Origin of the sequence: Streptomyces sp. UG1, from assembly GCF_049974585.1 — a bacterium.
Lineage (GTDB): Bacteria > Actinomycetota > Actinomycetes > Streptomycetales > Streptomycetaceae > Streptomyces.
On record NZ_JBNGGG010000086.1, the window covers coordinates 1 to 15,510 of the forward strand.

Here is a 15,510-nt window from a genome sequence, read left to right on the forward strand (position 1 = left end):
ACCCACAACGCACCCGCAGGCGCTACGCGCACCCCCACACACCCCGCACAGGCGCCGCAGGCATCAACGCGAACCCCCACCAACCGGCCCCCCACCCCCGGCACATGCCACCCCCGGCACCCCCGCCTGACACGCTGTCGGCACACACCGCACACACCTTCCGCACGATTCCCTCAATTGGCCCGCGTGGCTCGCGGACCCCAGGGCCCTGACCCACGATGAAGGCTCAGGGCCGAAACCCGCGTTCGCGCAGGTGGAACAGGGACGGCCGCCGCTTGCTCCCGCGAAGGAAGGGTCTGCCGGATGACCACTTCGCCCTACATGTCCCAGTCGGCGTTCGACGGCTCCAGGATGCGCGTCCTCCTGTTCGTCGACCTCCACGAGGGCGCCCAGCAACAGTTCCTGGACGCGTACGAGCAGATGCGTGACCGAGTCGCGTCGGTCCCCGGTCACCTCGGTGACCAGTTGTGCCAGTCCGTGGAAAACCCCTCCCAGTGGGTCATCACGAGCGAGTGGGCCACCGCCCCGCCCTACCTCGCCTGGGTGAACAGCGAAGAGCACCTCGAGACGGTCCGGCCGCTGCAGCGCTGCGTCCGTGAGCTCCGCTCGATGCGCTACGGCATCGTCCGCGAGACCGGCGGCGACCGCGGCGACCGCGGCGACCACCCCAAGCCCGGCACCCTCCAGACGACCGCCCGCGTCGGCGACGGCGTGATCCGCCACGCCCTGACCTTCACCGTCAAGCCCGGCGCCGAGTCCAAGGCCGCCGAGATCCTCGCCGGCTACGCCCCGCCCGAGGCCCGCGTCGACGACACCACCCGGCTGCGCCGCACCACCCTGTTCATGCACGGCAACCGGATCGTGCGCACCGTCGAGGTGGAGGGCGACCTGACGGCGGCGCTGCGCCACGTCTCCCGCCAGCCCGAGGTGCGGGCCGTGGAGGAAGCCATCAACCCGTACCTGGAGCGGGACCGGGATCTCACCGACCCCGAGTCCGCCCGCACCTTCTTCATCCGTGCCGCCATGCCGCCCGTCCACCACGTGGCGCGCGGCGGACCGGAACCGGACGACCTGCGCCGGCACGCCCTGTACTACCCGGCCAGACAGGGCTGCGGCATGGCGCTGGCCCGGCTGCTCGGCCGGCAGGACGAGGCGGCCGCGGCCGACCCCGCGTCCCCCGTGCACCGCAGCACCGTCTTCCAGCACGAGGACATCGTCGTCCGCCTCATCGACGTACACGGCGACCCCGAGACCGATCCGGTCAGGGCGCTCGGCATCCACGGCCCCAGGAAGGCCGCCGTACTGGCCCGCCTGCTGGACGGCGTCGCACTCGGTGTCACGGGACGGCTCACCGGCGAACGGGACACCAGCCGCCTCCTGGCGCACGCCGACATGGCGCTGATCACCGACCGCAGGGCCGCGCAGTCCTGACGGCGCGGGACCGACATCCCCCCGACCGACCTGGAGGCAGAACCATGGACAAGATGCGCCCGCGCGTCGTCGACCTGAACGAGATCGAGCCCAACCGCAAGCGCGGCGGCGACCTGCGCACCCTGCTCACCCCCGTCACGGTGGGCGCCACGAGCGGCTTCATGGGCCTGGCCATCATGCGGCCCGGCGAACGCATCAGCGAGCACTATCACCCGTACTCCGAGGAGTTCGTGTATGTCGTCGAGGGCCGGCTCGAGGTCGACCTCGATGGCGAAACGTTTCCTCTCCGTGCCGACCAGGGCCTGATGATCCCCATCGACATGCGGCACCGCTTCCGCAACGTCGGTGACGAGGAGGCCCGCATGGTCTTCCACCTGGGCCCGCTCGCGCCCAAGCCGAGCCTCGGCCATGTCGACACCGAGGCCCCGGAGATCAGCGACGACATCAAGCCGTACCCGCTCGTGCAGAAAGAGGGCGCGCATCCCGAACACGAACGCCCAGAGGTGCTGTCGTGACCCGGCGCGTGGCGGTCACCGGCATAGGCGTGGTCGCCCCCGGCGGGATCGGAGTGCCGGCGTTCTGGGACCTGCTCTCGGGGGGCCGTACGGCGACCCGTGGCATCACCCTGTTCGACCCCGAGGGCCTGCGCTCCCGAATAGCCGCCGAGTGCGACTTCGACCCGCTCGCGCACGGCCTGGACGCCGAGGTCGTCGAACGCGCCGACCGCTACATACAGTTCGCCCTGGTCGCCGCCGAGGAGGCGGTCACCGACAGCGGCGTCGACTTCGCCGCCGAGGACCCCTGGCGCGTCGCCGTGTCCCTGGGCAGCGCGGTGGGCGGCACGACCCGCCTGGAGCACGACTACGTCCTGGTCAGCGAGCACGGCCGGCGCTGGGACGTCGACCACCGCGCAGCGGAGCCCGATCTGCACCGGGCGTTCTCGCCCAGCACGCTCGCGGCCGACGTCGCCGAACGGTTCGGCGCCCAGGGCCCGGTGCAGACCGTGTCCACCGGCTGCACCTCCGGACTCGACGCCGTGGGCTACGCCTTCCACACCATCGAGGAGGGCCGCGCCGACCTCTGCATAGCCGGCGCCTCGGACTCCCCGATCTCCCCGATCACCATGGCCTGCTTCGACGCCATCAAGGCCACCTCGCCCCACAACGACGACCCGGAGCACGCCTCCCGCCCCTTCGACGCCCACCGCGACGGCTTCGTGATGGGCGAGGGCGCCGCCGTCCTCGTACTGGAGGAACTGGAGCACGCCCGCGCGCGCGGCGCGCACGTCTACTGCGAGATCAGCGGCTACGCCACCTTCGGCAACGCCTACCACATGACCGGGCTGACCAGTGAGGGCCTGGAGATGGCCAGGGCCATCGACGACGCGCTCGACCACGCGCGCGTGGACCCCACCGAGATCGACTACGTCAACGCGCACGGCTCCGGCACCCGGCAGAACGACCGGCACGAGACCGCCGCCGTCAAGAAGTCGCTGGGCGCGCACGCCTACGAAACGCCCATGAGCTCGATCAAGTCCATGGTGGGCCACTCGCTCGGCGCGATCGGCGCCATCGAGGTCGTCGCCTGTGTGCTCGCGCTGGCCCGCCAGGTGGTGCCGCCGACGGCGAACTACGAGACCCCGGACCCCGAGTGCGACCTCGACTACGTCCCGCGCACCGCACGCTCCCGCCGGCTCGACCACGTGCTCTCCGTGGGCAGCGGCTTCGGCGGGTTCCAGTCCGCGGTGCTCCTGACGGGGCCGAGCGGGAGGAGACGACGATGAGTGGTCCACGCCCCCGGCACACCGCCGTCACGGGCATCGGCGTGGTCGCGCCGGGCGGCCTGCACGCCGACACCTACTGGAAGAACGTCAAGGACGGCACGAGCGTCCTGGACCGCGTCACCCGCGAGGGCTGCGAGCACCTTCCGCTGCGCGTCGCCGGCGAGGTCCGCGGCTTCGACGCGTCGGCGCTGATCGAGGAGACCTTCCTCGTCCAGACCGACAAGTTCACCCACTTCGCGCTCGCCGCCGCCGACGCGGCCCTGAAGGACGCGGGGCTGAGCAAGGCCGCCTGGGCCGACGCGCCGTACTCCGTCGGAGTCGTCACCGCGGCCGGGTCCGGCGGCGGTGAGTTCGGCCAGCGGGAACTGCAGAAGCTGTGGGGGCAGGGCCCCCGGTTCGTCGGGCCCTACCAGTCCATCGCCTGGTTCTACGCCGCCAGCACCGGCCAGATATCCATCCGCAAGGGCTTCAAGGGCCCCTGCTCGGTGGTGGCCGGCGACGAGGCCGGCGGACTGGACGCCGTCGCGCACGCCGCGCGCGCCGTGCACCGCGGGACGGACGTGATCGTGGTCGGCGCGGCCGAGGCGCCGCTCGCCCCCTACTCGGGCGTCTGCCAGCTCGGCTACCCCGAGCTCAGCACCGAGGCGGACCCGGCCCGCGCCTACCGCCCCTTCACCTCGGCGGCCTGCGGTTTCGTGCCCGCCGAGGGCGGCGCCGTGCTGGTGGTGGAGGAATTGGAGCGGGCCCGGCGCCGGGACGCGGTGGTCCGCGCCACCGTGGCCGGACACGCGGCCACCTTCACCGGGGCCTCGCGCTGGGACCGGTCGCGGGACGGGCTCGCGCAGGCCATCCGCGGCGCCCTCGACGAGGCCGGCTGCGCACCGGAGGAGATCGACGTGGTCTTCGCCGACGCGATGGGCGTCCCCGACGCGGACCGCGCCGAGGCGCTCGCCCTCGCCGACGCCCTTGGCCGGCACGGCACCCGGGTGCCGGTCACGGCTCCCAAGACCGGCATCGGGCGATCGTACTGCGGGGCACCGCTGCTGGACATCGTGGCCGCCGTCCAGGCCATGGAGCACGGGCTGATCCCGCCGACGCCGGGCGTGTTCGACATCTGCCACGACATCGACCTGGTGACCGTCACGGCACGCCCGGCCGAGCCGCGCACGGCGCTGATCCTCAGCCGGGGACTCATGGGCTCCAACGCGGCGCTCGTCCTCAGGCGAGGTCCCGGATCCGCCGCCTAGGAAGACAAGTCGCCTGGGAAGACAAGGAGAACCCTCATGACCACCGAAGTGACCAAAGTGACCGTCGAGGAACTGGCCACGCTGATGAAGAAGGGCGCCGGCGTGACGGTCGACCCGCACGACCTCGAACGCCGCGCGGACGCCCCCTTCGCCGAGTTCGGCCTGGACTCGCTGGGCCTGCTCGGCATCGTGGGCGAGCTGGAGAACCGGCACGGCCGGGCACTGCCCACCGACGCGGAGCGCTGCAAGAGCCCCCGCGCCTTCCTCGACCTCGTCAACGGCGCACTCACGACAGGAGCCTGAAGTGGCTGGACACACCGAGAACGAGATCACCATCGCCGCTCCCGTCGACCTCGTCTGGGACATGACCAACGACCTGGAGCGCTGGCCCAAGCTCTTCAGCGAGTACGCCTCCTGCGAGGTGCTCTCCCGCGAGGGCGACACGGTGACCTTCCGTCTGACCATGCACCCCGACGAGAACGGCAAGGTGTGGAGCTGGGTCTCGGAACGGGTCGCCGACCGCGAGAAGCTCGTCGTGCGCGCCCGCCGCGTCGAGACCGGCCCCTTCGAGTACATGAACATCGTCTGGGAGTACGAGGAGACCCCGGCCGGCACCCGGATGCACTGGACGCAGGACTTCGCGATGAAGCCCGACGCCCCGGTCGACGACGCCGGGATGACGGAGATCATCAACCGCAACTCGCCCATCCAGATGGCGCTCATCCGCGACCGTGTGGAGGCGGCATGCACCACGCACTGATCGTCGCCAGGATGGCCCCGCAGTCGGCGGCGAACATCGCCGGCGTCTTCGCGGCCTCCGACCGCGGCGAACTCCCGCACCTCGTCGGGGTGACCCAGCGCTCCCTGTTCCAGTTCGGCGATGTGTACATGCACTTCATCGAGGCCGAGCAGGACCCGGGACCGGCCATCGCGAAGGTGGCCGGGCACCCCGAGTTCGTCGACATCAGCAAGCGGCTCGAAGCCTTCGTCAGCCCGTACGACCCCGAGACCTGGCGGAGTCCGAAGGACGCGATGGCGCGCTGCTTCTACCACTGGGAGAGGGACTGACCGAACGCGGAAGGGCGCCCCCCCCCGGGGGGGGGCCGGACCCGGGGGGGCGGTTACCGGCCGCGCGCGCCCGCCAAAACCCCCCCCCCCTGAACCCGGGGGTGGCCCCCCCGGGGGGCTGCCGCAGGGCGGGGTGGGGGGGGTGCTCCCCCCGGGGGTTGGGGCCCTCCCCCACCGGCACGGCCCCCCCCCGGGGGGGGGCGCCCTTCCGCGTTCGTACGGTTACCGGCGCGCGAGCTCCGGCATCAGCCGCAGCGCGTTCTCCCGGTTGATGCCCCGCAGTTGCGGCTCCGAGAGGAACGGGTCGCCGTCCAGGGCGGGCGTCACGCTGTCGACGATGACGTGGGCCGGGGTGGGCGGCCAGTCGGTGCCGAAGAGGATGCGGTCGGGGTCGACCGTGGCCAGCAGGGTCGGCGTGGCCGAGGGGGACATGGGGCCGGCGGTGTCGAAGTAGAACCGGTGCAGGTAGTCGCGGACCCGGCCGGGCTCGATGGGGGGAGTGATCCGCCCGCCGAACAGGTCGAGCCGGGTGGCCATGTAGGGGAGGAAGCCCCCTCCGTGCGGAAGGATGAAGCTGAGGTTCGGATAGCGGTCCAGGGTGCCGTTCCTGATGAGGTTGATGGCGGCACGCGTGGTGTCCAGCAGGAAGTCGCACACGAAGGGCGGCATCCCCTCCAGCCCCTCGGCGCCGTCCTTGCCGGCCGCCACCTCCATGGGGTGCGTGCTGATGACGGCGGAGCGCTCGTTCAGCTCCCGCAGCAGACGGTCGTGCGAGGCGTCGCCGAGGAAGACGCCGTTGACGCTGGTCCGGGTGCTCACCCCGATCGCCCCGAGTTCGTCGAGACCGTGGCGCACACTCCACGAGGAGAGCTCCAGGTCGTCGAGGAAGACGGGGGTGAAGAAGGCGAAGCGCGCGGGGTTGGCCTCGACGACCTCGGCCGCGGCCCCGAGGGCGACCCGGGCGCTCTCCTGCCGCTCGGCGCGCTCTTGGAACCGGCCGAGCATCGCCACGGTCATGACGGAGGTGCCGATCCCCGTCTTGTCCATGATCTCCAGCGCCGAGTCCAGGTCCCATCGGGTCCACCAGGGCAGCTTCTCGCGGTGGACGACACCGCGTTCCTCGGCCCAGTCCAGCCAGGCAGGGGCGGTGAAGTGGTGATGGACGTCGATGCGTCCGGCAAGGGTCATGGCAGCGTCCTAGTCGTTCGGTACGGGGCATCTGGATTCCAGCGGGGTCAACGCCTTTAGGGGCGCGGGGCTGTATCGATATGCGGCTCCGCCGCGCGGGCGCGACCAGCCACGACGGCGCCGCAGACGAAGAACAACCCATCGCGGCACTCCCAGCGGAGCGCTCAGTCACGGCAGAGCACGCTCTGCAGCACGTTCGTCAGGACGCGGTCGGCGTCCGGCATCGCGGCGTCCGCCCGCCAGGCGACGAAGCCGTCGGGGCGCACGAGCACGGCACCGTCCTCGGCCGTGCCGTGCAGCTCCGCCCAGTCGGCGTCCGTGTCGGGGGCGAGGTCGTGATCGGGCCCGGTGCCCACGAGATACGCCTCGATGGGCACGCCCAGGTTGAGAGAGGCCCGCTCCACGGCCGTACGCCACTTCTGCCCCCCGGATCCGGCGAGCAGCACGAAGGAGCGCTCGTACAGGTCGAGCGTGGAGATCCGCATGCCGTCGCGCATGACCCACATATGGGGTGCCCGGCTGCCCGGCTCGCCGCCCAACCGGAAGGCGTCGGGGACGATCGGCCGCTCCGGCGGCGCGCCCACCACGGCGTTCGAGGCGTACCGGTAGCACAGGGCGACGGTCATCAGGTCCGCCGGGTCGTTGTTGCGGCCGGCGGCGGGGCTGAACCCCGGGTGCTGCTCGTCTGCCGCCTGCACGCATGCGCGCGTGCCGGTCGCGAGGGCGACGGGCCGCCGTTCGAGCTCGTAGCTGTCGAGCAACGACGGGCCGGCCCAGCCGCGCAGCACCGCCGCCAGCTTCCAGGCGAGGTTGTGGGCGTCCTGGATGCCGGTGTTGGAGCCGAACGCCCCGGTGGGCGGCATCTCGTGGGCCGAGTCGCCGGCCAGGAAGACCCGGCCCTTGCCATAGGAGTCGGCGACCCGCTTCGAGGCGTGCCAGGGTGCCCTGCCGGTGATCTCGACGTCGATGTCGTCCGCGCCGACGGCGGCACGGATGTGCGCCGCCAGCCGGTCGTCGGTGAAGTCCGCCAGTTCCTCGCCCCGGTCGGGATACCAGGGCACGTGGATCACCCAGCGCTCCTCGTTGTCCACCGGCAGCAGGGCGCCCTCGCCCCGCGGGTCGGTGACGTAGCAGACGACGAACCGTTTCTCTCCGACGTGGTCCTTCAGGGCCCTGCTGCGGAACGTGACGCTGACGTTGTGGAACAGCTCACCGGGCCCCGACTGACCGATCCTCAGGCGCTTGCGGACGGGGCTGCGGGGGCCGTCGGCGGCCACCAGGTAGTCGGCGTTCACGGTGTACGTCTCGCCGGAGTCCCGGTTCCTGATCCGGGCCCGTACGCCGTCCCCGTGCTGGGTGAAGGAGAGCAGCTCGGAGTCGAAGCGGATGTCGGAGCCCTGCTCGCGGGCGTAGTCAAGGAGCACCGGTTCGAGGTCGTTCTGGCTGCACAGGCACCAGTCCGAGGAACTCACCCGGGAGATGTCCATGCCGCCGGAGATGTCCCCGACGATCCAGCGGCGCTGCTGCCCGGTGAGGGTGTCCACCTGGAGAATGCCGTCGTTCCCGGCGAGCACGCGGGCCGCGTCCCGGATGCGCGACTGAAGTCCGGCGGTCCGGTAGATCTCCATGGTGCGCACGTTGTTGCCACGGCCGCGCGGATGCGTCGACGTCCTGGCATGGCGTTCCACGAGCATGTGCTCGATCCCGAGGCGGCCGAGGAAAACCGAAGTGGAAAGACCCACCAGGGATCCGCCGACGATGAGAACTGGTACAGATTCCGCTTCGTGTCCGCTCACATCGTCGATGTTTACCAACCGGCCCTGCCACACACACGCCGTCCGGCGACCCGACCCATATGGCGCAGCGCCGTTTGCGGCGCCGTGCAGCCCGGGAAACGGTGGCTCTGACCCAAGGAAATTCACGCCTACCCGGGGACCAGTCATGACGCAAGCGTTCGCATCCGAGGAATCCTCGGAATCAGAGGCCCTGACGTCCGAGGCGGCCGCCGCCGCGGCCTCGTCGTGCAGCCGGGAGTTCCGCGCCAACCCGCATCCCGTCTACGCCGCGCTCCGCGAGAAGGCGCCCGTGTGCCCGCTCTCGCCGCCCCATGGCGTGGAGACATACCTGATCACGCGCTATGACGACGCCCGTGCCGCCCTCGCCGACCCCCGGCTGAGCAAGGACATGTACGGCGCCATCGACGCCTACCACCGCATCTTCGGTGACTCGTCGATCGCACTGGACGACAACATGCTCTTCTCGGACCCGCCGAAGCACACCAGGCTCCGCCGGATCGTCGGCAGCACCTTCACTCCGAAAAGGGTGGAATCGCTGCGGACGCGAGTTCAGCAGATCACCGACAAACTGCTGGACGAACTGCTGGAAGCGCGCCCGGCGTCCGGCCCGGTGAATCTCCTCCCGGAGTTCTGTTTCCCGCTCCCACTCCACGTCATCTGTGAACTCCTGGGCGTTCCGGAGAACGAGCGGAAACAGGCGCAGGAATGGTCCGCCACCGTCGCACAGACCGGTTTCGGACCGGAGGCGCGAAAGGCGCTGGAGATCGCCGAGGGAAATCTGCGCGACTATCTCGTGGACCTGTGCGCGCGAAAGCGCAGCGAGCCGGAATCGGATCTGCTCAGCGCACTGGTCACCGCCCAGGACCAGGAGGGAGCGCTCACCGACCACGAACTCGTCTCGACGGCCTGGGTACTGCTCTTCGCCGGCCACAAGTCGACGGCGTACCAGATCGGAAACGCGGTCTACCACCTGCTGAGCCGCCCGGACCAGAAGGAACTGGCCCTGCGGGACGCGAGCGCCCTGAACGCGGCAGTCGAGGAGATCTTCCGCTTCGAGACGTCGGTCGAGAACTCCACCTTCCGCCACGCCAAGGAAGACGTCGTCATCCGGGACACGCTCATCCCCAAGGGCGCGCTCGTCCAGATCTCGATCACCGGCGCCAACCGCGACCCGGAGATGTTCACCGCCCCGGGCGAACTGGATGTCCAGCGCCCCAATGTCCAGGCCACCCATCTCGCCTTCGGCTACGGCCCGCACTACTGCATCGGCGCCCCGCTGGCCCGACTGGAGATGCAGATCGCCCTCGGCACCCTCTTCGCCCGGTACCCCCGCATGACCCTCGCCGGAGCGCCGGAGGACGCCCGCTGGCTGACCGTGCCGTTCCCCGCCTTCCGCGGGCTGGCGGAGCTGCCCGTCGTGCTCGACCCGTCATGACCGCCGGCGCCGCGGCCCCCGGGCGGGTGCGGGTGATCCGGCTGCTGCGGGTGCGTGAGGGGATGGAGGAGCGGTTCGTACGGTCCTACGACGACGTCCGCGCGGCAGCGGCCGGATTCCCCGGGCACCTCGGCGAACAACTGTGCCGCTCCCTGGACGACCCCTCCCAGTGGCTGCTCACCAGCGAGTGGTCCGGCCTGGAGGCCGTCCGGCGCTGGCGCACCGCCCCCGCCCATCAGGCCCTGGTCGGGCCGATGAACGCCTGTCTGCACGACGACCGGTGGACGGGGGTCTTCCGGGTCGGGGAGACAGCGAAGGAGACAGCGGACGCATAGCCGGGCCGGACCGAAAGGCGAGACGGGGCTGACCAGCATGTGACCGGCCGGTAAGGTCGGTCGCGTGCCGAAGCCGCTCAGTCTTCCCTTCGATCCGATCGCACGCGCCGACGAGCTCTGGAAGCAGCGCTGGGGCAGCGTGCCGTCCATGGCCGCCATCACCTCGATCATGCGCGCCCAGCAGATCCTGCTCTCCGAGGTCGACGCGGTGGTCAAGCCGTACGGCCTGACGTTCGCGCGGTACGAGGCGCTGGTGCTGCTCAACTTCTCCAAGGCCGGTGAGCTGCCGATGTCCAAGATCGGCGAGCGCCTCATGGTCCACCCGACGTCGGTGACCAACACCGTCGACCGGCTGGTGAAGTCCGGCCTGGTCGACAAGCGCCCCAACCCCAACGACGGACGCGGCACCCTGGCCTCCATCACCGACAAGGGCCGCGAGGTGGTCGAGGCGGCCACCCGCGACCTGATGGCGATGGACTTCGGGCTCGGGGTGTACGACGCCGAGGAGTGCGCGGAGATCTTCGCGATGCTGCGCCCGCTGCGGGTCGCTGCGCGAGACTTCGAGGACGAGTAGCGCCGTCCCCGCCGACGCTGGGGTTTGCGGGCCGGTTAGGCTCGTCTGCATGAAAAAATCCGTGCTGACCCGCTACCGCGTCATGGCCTACGTCACCGCCGTCATGTTGCTGCTCCTCTGCGTGAGCATGGTGTTCAAGTACGGCTTCGACATGGGCGAGGACGTCACCTTCGCCGTCTCCCAGGTCCACGGCTTCCTCTACATCGTCTATCTGATCTTCGCCTTCGACCTCGGCTCCAAGGCCAAGTGGTCGTTCGGCAAGCTGCTGTGGGTGCTGCTCTCCGGGACGATTCCCTTCGCCGCCTTCTTCGTGGAGCGCAAGGTCACCCGGCAGGTCGAGCCCCTGGTCAGCGGGCCGGAGCCGGCCGCCGCCAAGGCCTGACCCCACCGCCGTACGGAACGCGTGCGGCGGCTTCCCATCGACATTTAATAGGACGTCCTAGTAAATTCGAAGGTATGGACGCTGACGCCATCGATGAGGGCCGCCGACGCTGGCAGGCCCGGTACGACGCCGCGCGCAAGCGCACGGCGGACTTCACCACGCTCTCCGGCGATCCCGTGGAGCCGGTGTACGGGCCCCGGCCGGGAGACAGGTACGAGGGCTTCGAGCGGATCGGCTGGCCCGGGGAGTACCCCTATACCCGCGGGCTGTATCCGACCGGCTACCGAGGGCGGACGTGGACCATCCGGCAGTTCGCCGGGTTCGGCAACGCCGAGCAGACCAACGAGCGCTACAAGATGATCCTCGGCAACGGCGGAGGCGGTCTCTCGGTCGCCTTCGACATGCCGACGCTCATGGGCCGCGACTCCGACGACCCGCGTTCGCTGGGCGAGGTCGGGCACTGCGGTGTCGCCATCGACTCGGCCGCCGACATGGAGGTCCTGTTCAAGGACATCCCGCTGGGCGACGTGACGACGTCGATGACGATCAGTGGCCCGGCGGTCCCCGTCTTCTGCATGTACCTGGTGGCGGCCGAGCGCCAGGGCGTCGACCCGGCCGTGCTCAACGGCACCCTCCAGACCGACATCTTCAAGGAGTACATCGCCCAGAAGGAGTGGCTCTTCCAGCCCGAGCCGCACCTGCGCCTGATCGGCGACCTCATGGAGCACTGCGCGGCCGGCATCCCCGCCTACAAGCCGCTGTCGGTCTCCGGCTACCACATCCGCGAGGCCGGCGCGACGGCGGCACAGGAACTGGCGTACACACTGGCGGACGGCTTCGGTTACGTAGAGCTGGGCCTGTCCCGCGGCCTGGACGTCGACGTCTTCGCCCCCGGCCTGTCCTTCTTCTTCGACGCGCACGTCGACTTCTTCGAGGAGATCGCCAAGTTCCGTGCGGCGCGGCGTATCTGGGCGCGGTGGATGCGGGACGTGTACGGGGCGACGAGCGAGAAGGCGCAGTGGCTGCGCTTCCACACGCAGACCGCGGGTGTCTCGCTGACCGCCCAGCAGCCGTACAACAACGTCGTGCGTACGGCCGTGGAGGCGCTGGCGGCGGTACTCGGCGGCACGAACTCCCTGCACACCAATGCCCTCGACGAGACCCTCGCGCTGCCGAGTGAGCAGGCGGCCGAGATCGCCCTGCGCACCCAGCAGGTACTCATGGAGGAGACCGGGGTCGCCAACGTGGCCGATCCACTGGGCGGTTCGTGGTTCGTGGAGCAGTTGACCGACCGGATCGAGGCCGACGCCGAGAAGATCTTCGAGCAGATAAAGGAGCGCGGGCTGCGCGCGCACCCGGACGGGCGGCATCCCATCGGGCCGATCACGTCCGGGATTCTGCGGGGGATCGAGGACGGCTGGTTCACCGGGGAGATCGCCGAGTCGGCGTTCCGGTACCAGCAGTCCCTGGAGAAGGGCGACAAGCGGGTGGTGGGCGTGAACGTCCACACCGGATCCGTCACCGGGGACCTGGAGATCCTGCGGGTCAGTCATGAGGTGGAGCGGGAGCAGGTGCGGGTGCTGGCCGCGCGTAAGGAGGGCCGCGATGACGCCGCGGTGCGCAGGGCGCTGGACGGGATGCTGGCTGCCGCGCGAGGTGGGGGCAACATGATCGAGCCGATGCTGGATGCGGTGCGGGCCGAGGCGACGTTGGGGGAGATCTGCGGGGTGCTGCGGGAGGAGTGGGGGGTGTACACGGAGCCGGCGGGCTTCTGAGCGCCGGGTGTGTGTTGTTCGCTGAGGCCGTGAGGGGTTGGTTGTCGCTTCCCTCACGGCCTCTTCGTGTGGTTTCGTGCGGTGCGATTGGATTCGGTCAATCTTTTGCGGTGTCGGGGCTCAAAAGCTTGGTTTCCTTCACGGGAGTCACACAAGTAATCCGCAGTGTGGGCACGTGAGTTGCACATGTTGGGTGTGAACACCCGTCAAAGGTGATTTCGCGCCACGTTGCCCCGGTCCCGAAGTCGGCGCTGTTCCGTCCTGGTTACCCGTGCGTATGGTGATCGTCGCGCATGACCGGATCATGACCAATCCGTCATCGCGCGCGTCAGTCAGCGACCGGGGGAACGGTGTCGCTACGGGGAGGGCCTTCCATGCCGCGGTACCAGCTTGTTGTGCGTCCCACGTCGCTCGTTCTCTTCCTTGCGATGAAGGGATGTCCTGTTGCGCCCGAGACCAGGGTTCCGCAGACCCAGACCCCGAAAGTCCAGATTCTTCACGCCCGTCATCACGTCCGTCACGGCGCTGGCCGTCTTCGGCGGCCTGGCTGTCCAGCCCGACCTCGCGGCGCAGTTGGCGGCTGACGCGACGGCCCGGTCCAGTGACGATCCGCAGGACTGGTACGAGACCACGGCTGACGAGCAGTTGCGGTTCGATCAGTGTCTGATGGCCGACGCCGTACGTCTGGGCGCTCCGCGTATGTACCGCTTCGCCCAGGACGCGCTGAACCAGACGCCGCAGAAGCTGCGCGAGCTGGCCACTATGGACGGCGCGTTCGACGGACCGCTGCACCAGGCCCACGAGAAGGACAAGAGCGACTGGAGCGCCACGTGGAAGCGCCTGCACGCGCGCAGGGATACGTGGGAGAAGCCCCTTGACGGCCTGGAGACCCCGGGTGGGTTCACCGTCACTGGGTTCCAATGGGTGCCCGGCGTCCACAGCGGCGACGACTTCTACGACCAGACCGGTCTGGGAAAGTGGGCGGGCGCGCTGCCCGACTGGAACAAGAATTTCGACTTCTACGATCCGACGCCTGAGGCCGACGACGCCACCCTCAAGGCCGTGACCGATCTCGGCACCCCGCTCTACGGTGAGAAGCCCTATGACCCGTCTCTTCCGCGTGAGGAGCGGGATCGGCAGTACTACGAAGAGCGGGCGTTCGAGGCGCTGTTCGACACCTTTGATGGCGAAGGCGCGGATGACGCGCGTCTGTTCCTGGCCTCTGGCGGCTTCCCCCGAACCGCCCCCCAGCCGGGCACTGCCGAGTACCGCGTCGCCGTCGAGGACATGAAGACCCGGTTCGCGTCCTGCGCGTGGCGGGACCCGATCGACCCGAACAAGGCCCTGCGCCAGGTGGAGGACACGGCCGCGCGGGAGTGGCAGCAGGAGGTCGCTTCCCAGGCCGCCCAGCGCAACCAGATCCTCGACGCCAACCGCGAGGCCACGGCGGCGCTGGCAAAGGGCGCCGAGTCGATGGCCGATCTGCTCGGCCAGTCGTGGATCGCCGACCATCTGGCCCGCTGGCAGGACTACTGGGCTCCCGGTGGTATCGGCTGGATCGGTGATTCCCCGTCGATCATCCGGGTCGAGGCGGCCAAGGGCAAGTGCCTTGATGTGCAGGGCGGCAAGACGGCCAGTGGCACGCCGGTGCAGATCTACAAGTGCAATGGCTCCGCGGCGCAGGAGTGGCATCTGTGGGGGTCCGGTGACGGCGCCATCCTGCACAACGTCAGGGCCCAGAAGTGCCTGGATGTGCAGAGCAGCAACTCCGCCAACCGTACGAAGATCCAGATCTGGTCGTGCAACGGCAGCGACGCTCAGCAGTGGAAGGTCGACGTGCGCGCGGTGAGCGAGCTGCGCAACGTCGCCACGAACAAGTGCCTGGACCTGAACAAGTTCGACAACGGCCACGACGCCTGGCTGTGGACGTGCAACGGCACCAATCCGCAGAAGTTCCGTATCGTCCCCCAGGGCCACCAGGGTACGGACACCCTGTCCTACCCGGACAAGGCACAGTTCGACAAGGCGAAGAAGGGCATCACGGCGGCCCGGGCGCAGGCGAAGAAGCAACTCGCCGCTGTCAAGGCCCAGTTGGCGGTGGCGAAGAAGGCCGCCACGGCGAGTGACACCGCTGAGCAGGCCGCGTACCGGATCGCGGACAGCAACGGCGCCCCGCGTGGCCGGGGTCTGCTGGTAGGCCAGCAGAAGGCCCAGGTCACCAACGGTGCGGTGGCCGGTCTGGAGGCCTTGGTGAAGGCCGCTGAGACCGCCGAGGCCGCTACCCGCGCATCCGCCGGGGACAGCGAGACGATCGCCCAGCGTGCGCTGGCGCAGGCGGCGCAGTCCAAGGCCGAGTTCCGCAAGAAGGCCGCGGAGATCGCCGAGTTGCAGGCGAAGGCCGCCGCGGACGCCGCGAAGCTGCACCGGGACAACGCCAAGAAGGACAAGGAGACCGCGGAGGCCAAGCTCGCGGTGGCGCTGAAGGCCGAGGGCGAG

Annotated in this window: 15 protein-coding genes; 13 read left to right on the plus strand and 2 right to left on the minus strand. The window is 69.9% G+C overall.

All coding sequences use genetic code 11. The annotated features are described in order from the left end of the window. Positions 1 to 303: 303 nt before the first annotated feature. The 7 genes from ACP4J3_RS49130 to ACP4J3_RS49160 are packed head-to-tail and all read left to right on the plus strand — an operon-like array spanning position 304 to position 5,529. Positions 304 to 1,431, plus strand: a complete 1,128-nt coding sequence (locus ACP4J3_RS49130; protein WP_426544526.1) for a SchA/CurD-like domain-containing protein — start codon at positions 304 to 306, stop codon at positions 1,429 to 1,431. Between the two features lie 44 nt (positions 1,432 to 1,475). Next, positions 1,476 to 1,946 carry a cupin domain-containing protein gene (locus ACP4J3_RS49135; RefSeq protein WP_426544528.1) on the plus strand — a complete coding sequence of 157 codons (471 nt, stop codon included), beginning with the start codon at positions 1,476 to 1,478 and terminating at the stop codon, positions 1,944 to 1,946. After that, entirely contained in the window at positions 1,943 to 3,214 is a 1,272-nt protein-coding gene (locus ACP4J3_RS49140; RefSeq protein ID WP_426544530.1) for a beta-ketoacyl-[acyl-carrier-protein] synthase family protein, read from the plus strand. The genes ACP4J3_RS49135 and ACP4J3_RS49140 overlap by 4 nt, the downstream gene beginning before the upstream one ends. Then, positions 3,211 to 4,461 (plus strand): beta-ketoacyl synthase N-terminal-like domain-containing protein, encoded by a 1,251-nt coding sequence (locus ACP4J3_RS49145; protein WP_426544532.1) that lies wholly within the window; start codon positions 3,211 to 3,213, stop codon positions 4,459 to 4,461. The genes ACP4J3_RS49140 and ACP4J3_RS49145 overlap by 4 nt, the downstream gene beginning before the upstream one ends. A 36-nt stretch (positions 4,462 to 4,497) precedes the next feature. Continuing rightward, entirely contained in the window at positions 4,498 to 4,764 is a 267-nt protein-coding gene (locus ACP4J3_RS49150) for an acyl carrier protein (RefSeq protein ID WP_194040473.1), read from the plus strand. Position 4,765: 1 nt separating this feature from the next. Next, positions 4,766 to 5,221, plus strand: a complete 456-nt coding sequence (locus ACP4J3_RS49155) for an SRPBCC family protein (protein ID WP_426544535.1) — start codon at positions 4,766 to 4,768, stop codon at positions 5,219 to 5,221. Next, positions 5,206 to 5,529, plus strand: coding sequence for a TcmI family type II polyketide cyclase (locus tag ACP4J3_RS49160; RefSeq protein ID WP_426544537.1), 324 nt, complete (start codon positions 5,206 to 5,208; stop codon positions 5,527 to 5,529). The genes ACP4J3_RS49155 and ACP4J3_RS49160 overlap by 16 nt, the downstream gene beginning before the upstream one ends. Before the next feature lie 222 nt (positions 5,530 to 5,751). On the opposite strand, the gene ACP4J3_RS49165 is transcribed toward ACP4J3_RS49160, so the two are convergent. After that, entirely contained in the window at positions 5,752 to 6,717 is a 966-nt protein-coding gene (locus ACP4J3_RS49165) for an amidohydrolase family protein (RefSeq protein WP_426544539.1), read from the minus strand. Between the two features lie 164 nt (positions 6,718 to 6,881). Further along, positions 6,882 to 8,513, minus strand: a complete 1,632-nt coding sequence (locus ACP4J3_RS49170; protein WP_426544541.1) for an FAD-dependent oxidoreductase — start codon at positions 8,511 to 8,513, stop codon at positions 6,882 to 6,884. Positions 8,514 to 8,658: 145 nt separating this feature from the next. On the opposite strand from ACP4J3_RS49170, the gene ACP4J3_RS49175 reads away from it, so the two are divergent. The 6 genes from ACP4J3_RS49175 to ACP4J3_RS49200 form a co-directional block, all read left to right on the plus strand. Next, on the plus strand, positions 8,659 to 9,948 hold the full coding sequence (locus ACP4J3_RS49175) for a cytochrome P450 family protein (RefSeq protein ID WP_426544543.1): 1,290 nt from the start codon (positions 8,659 to 8,661) through the stop codon (positions 9,946 to 9,948). Then, positions 9,945 to 10,283, plus strand: coding sequence for an antibiotic biosynthesis monooxygenase family protein (locus ACP4J3_RS49180; RefSeq protein ID WP_426544545.1), 339 nt, complete (start codon positions 9,945 to 9,947; stop codon positions 10,281 to 10,283). The genes ACP4J3_RS49175 and ACP4J3_RS49180 overlap by 4 nt, the downstream gene beginning before the upstream one ends. Before the next feature lie 64 nt (positions 10,284 to 10,347). After that, a complete protein-coding gene (locus ACP4J3_RS49185) occupies positions 10,348 to 10,857 on the plus strand; it encodes a MarR family winged helix-turn-helix transcriptional regulator (RefSeq protein WP_426544547.1) in 510 nt (169 codons plus the stop codon). A 49-nt stretch (positions 10,858 to 10,906) separates the two neighbouring features. Beyond that, on the plus strand, positions 10,907 to 11,239 hold the full coding sequence (locus tag ACP4J3_RS49190) for a DUF3817 domain-containing protein (protein WP_426544549.1): 333 nt from the start codon (positions 10,907 to 10,909) through the stop codon (positions 11,237 to 11,239). Between the two features lie 74 nt (positions 11,240 to 11,313). Beyond that, positions 11,314 to 13,014, plus strand: coding sequence for an acyl-CoA mutase large subunit family protein (locus tag ACP4J3_RS49195; protein ID WP_426544551.1), 1,701 nt, complete (start codon positions 11,314 to 11,316; stop codon positions 13,012 to 13,014). Positions 13,015 to 13,458: 444 nt separating this feature from the next. Next, on the plus strand, positions 13,459 to 15,510 hold a 2,052-nt coding region (locus ACP4J3_RS49200), incomplete at its 3' end, for an RICIN domain-containing protein (protein ID WP_426544553.1).

What these genes read in the sequence shown, in the direction of transcription:
- ACP4J3_RS49130 (WP_426544526.1), top strand. Translation starts at nt 304, where the DNA reads ATGACCACTTCGCCCTACATGTCCCAGTCGGCGTTCGACGGCTCCAGG.
- ACP4J3_RS49135 (WP_426544528.1), top strand. Translation starts at nt 1,476, where the DNA reads ATGGACAAGATGCGCCCGCGCGTCGTCGACCTGAACGAGATCGAGCCC.
- ACP4J3_RS49145 (WP_426544532.1), top strand. Translation starts at nt 3,211, where the DNA reads ATGAGTGGTCCACGCCCCCGGCACACCGCCGTCACGGGCATCGGCGTG.
- ACP4J3_RS49150 (WP_194040473.1), top strand. Translation starts at nt 4,498, where the DNA reads ATGACCACCGAAGTGACCAAAGTGACCGTCGAGGAACTGGCCACGCTG.
- ACP4J3_RS49160 (WP_426544537.1), top strand. Translation starts at nt 5,206, where the DNA reads ATGCACCACGCACTGATCGTCGCCAGGATGGCCCCGCAGTCGGCGGCG.
- ACP4J3_RS49165 (WP_426544539.1), bottom strand. Translation starts at nt 6,717, where the DNA reads ATGACCCTTGCCGGACGCATCGACGTCCATCACCACTTCACCGCCCCT.
- ACP4J3_RS49175 (WP_426544543.1), top strand. Translation starts at nt 8,659, where the DNA reads ATGACGCAAGCGTTCGCATCCGAGGAATCCTCGGAATCAGAGGCCCTG.
- ACP4J3_RS49180 (WP_426544545.1), top strand. Translation starts at nt 9,945, where the DNA reads ATGACCGCCGGCGCCGCGGCCCCCGGGCGGGTGCGGGTGATCCGGCTG.
- ACP4J3_RS49190 (WP_426544549.1), top strand. Translation starts at nt 10,907, where the DNA reads ATGAAAAAATCCGTGCTGACCCGCTACCGCGTCATGGCCTACGTCACC.
- ACP4J3_RS49195 (WP_426544551.1), top strand. Translation starts at nt 11,314, where the DNA reads ATGGACGCTGACGCCATCGATGAGGGCCGCCGACGCTGGCAGGCCCGG.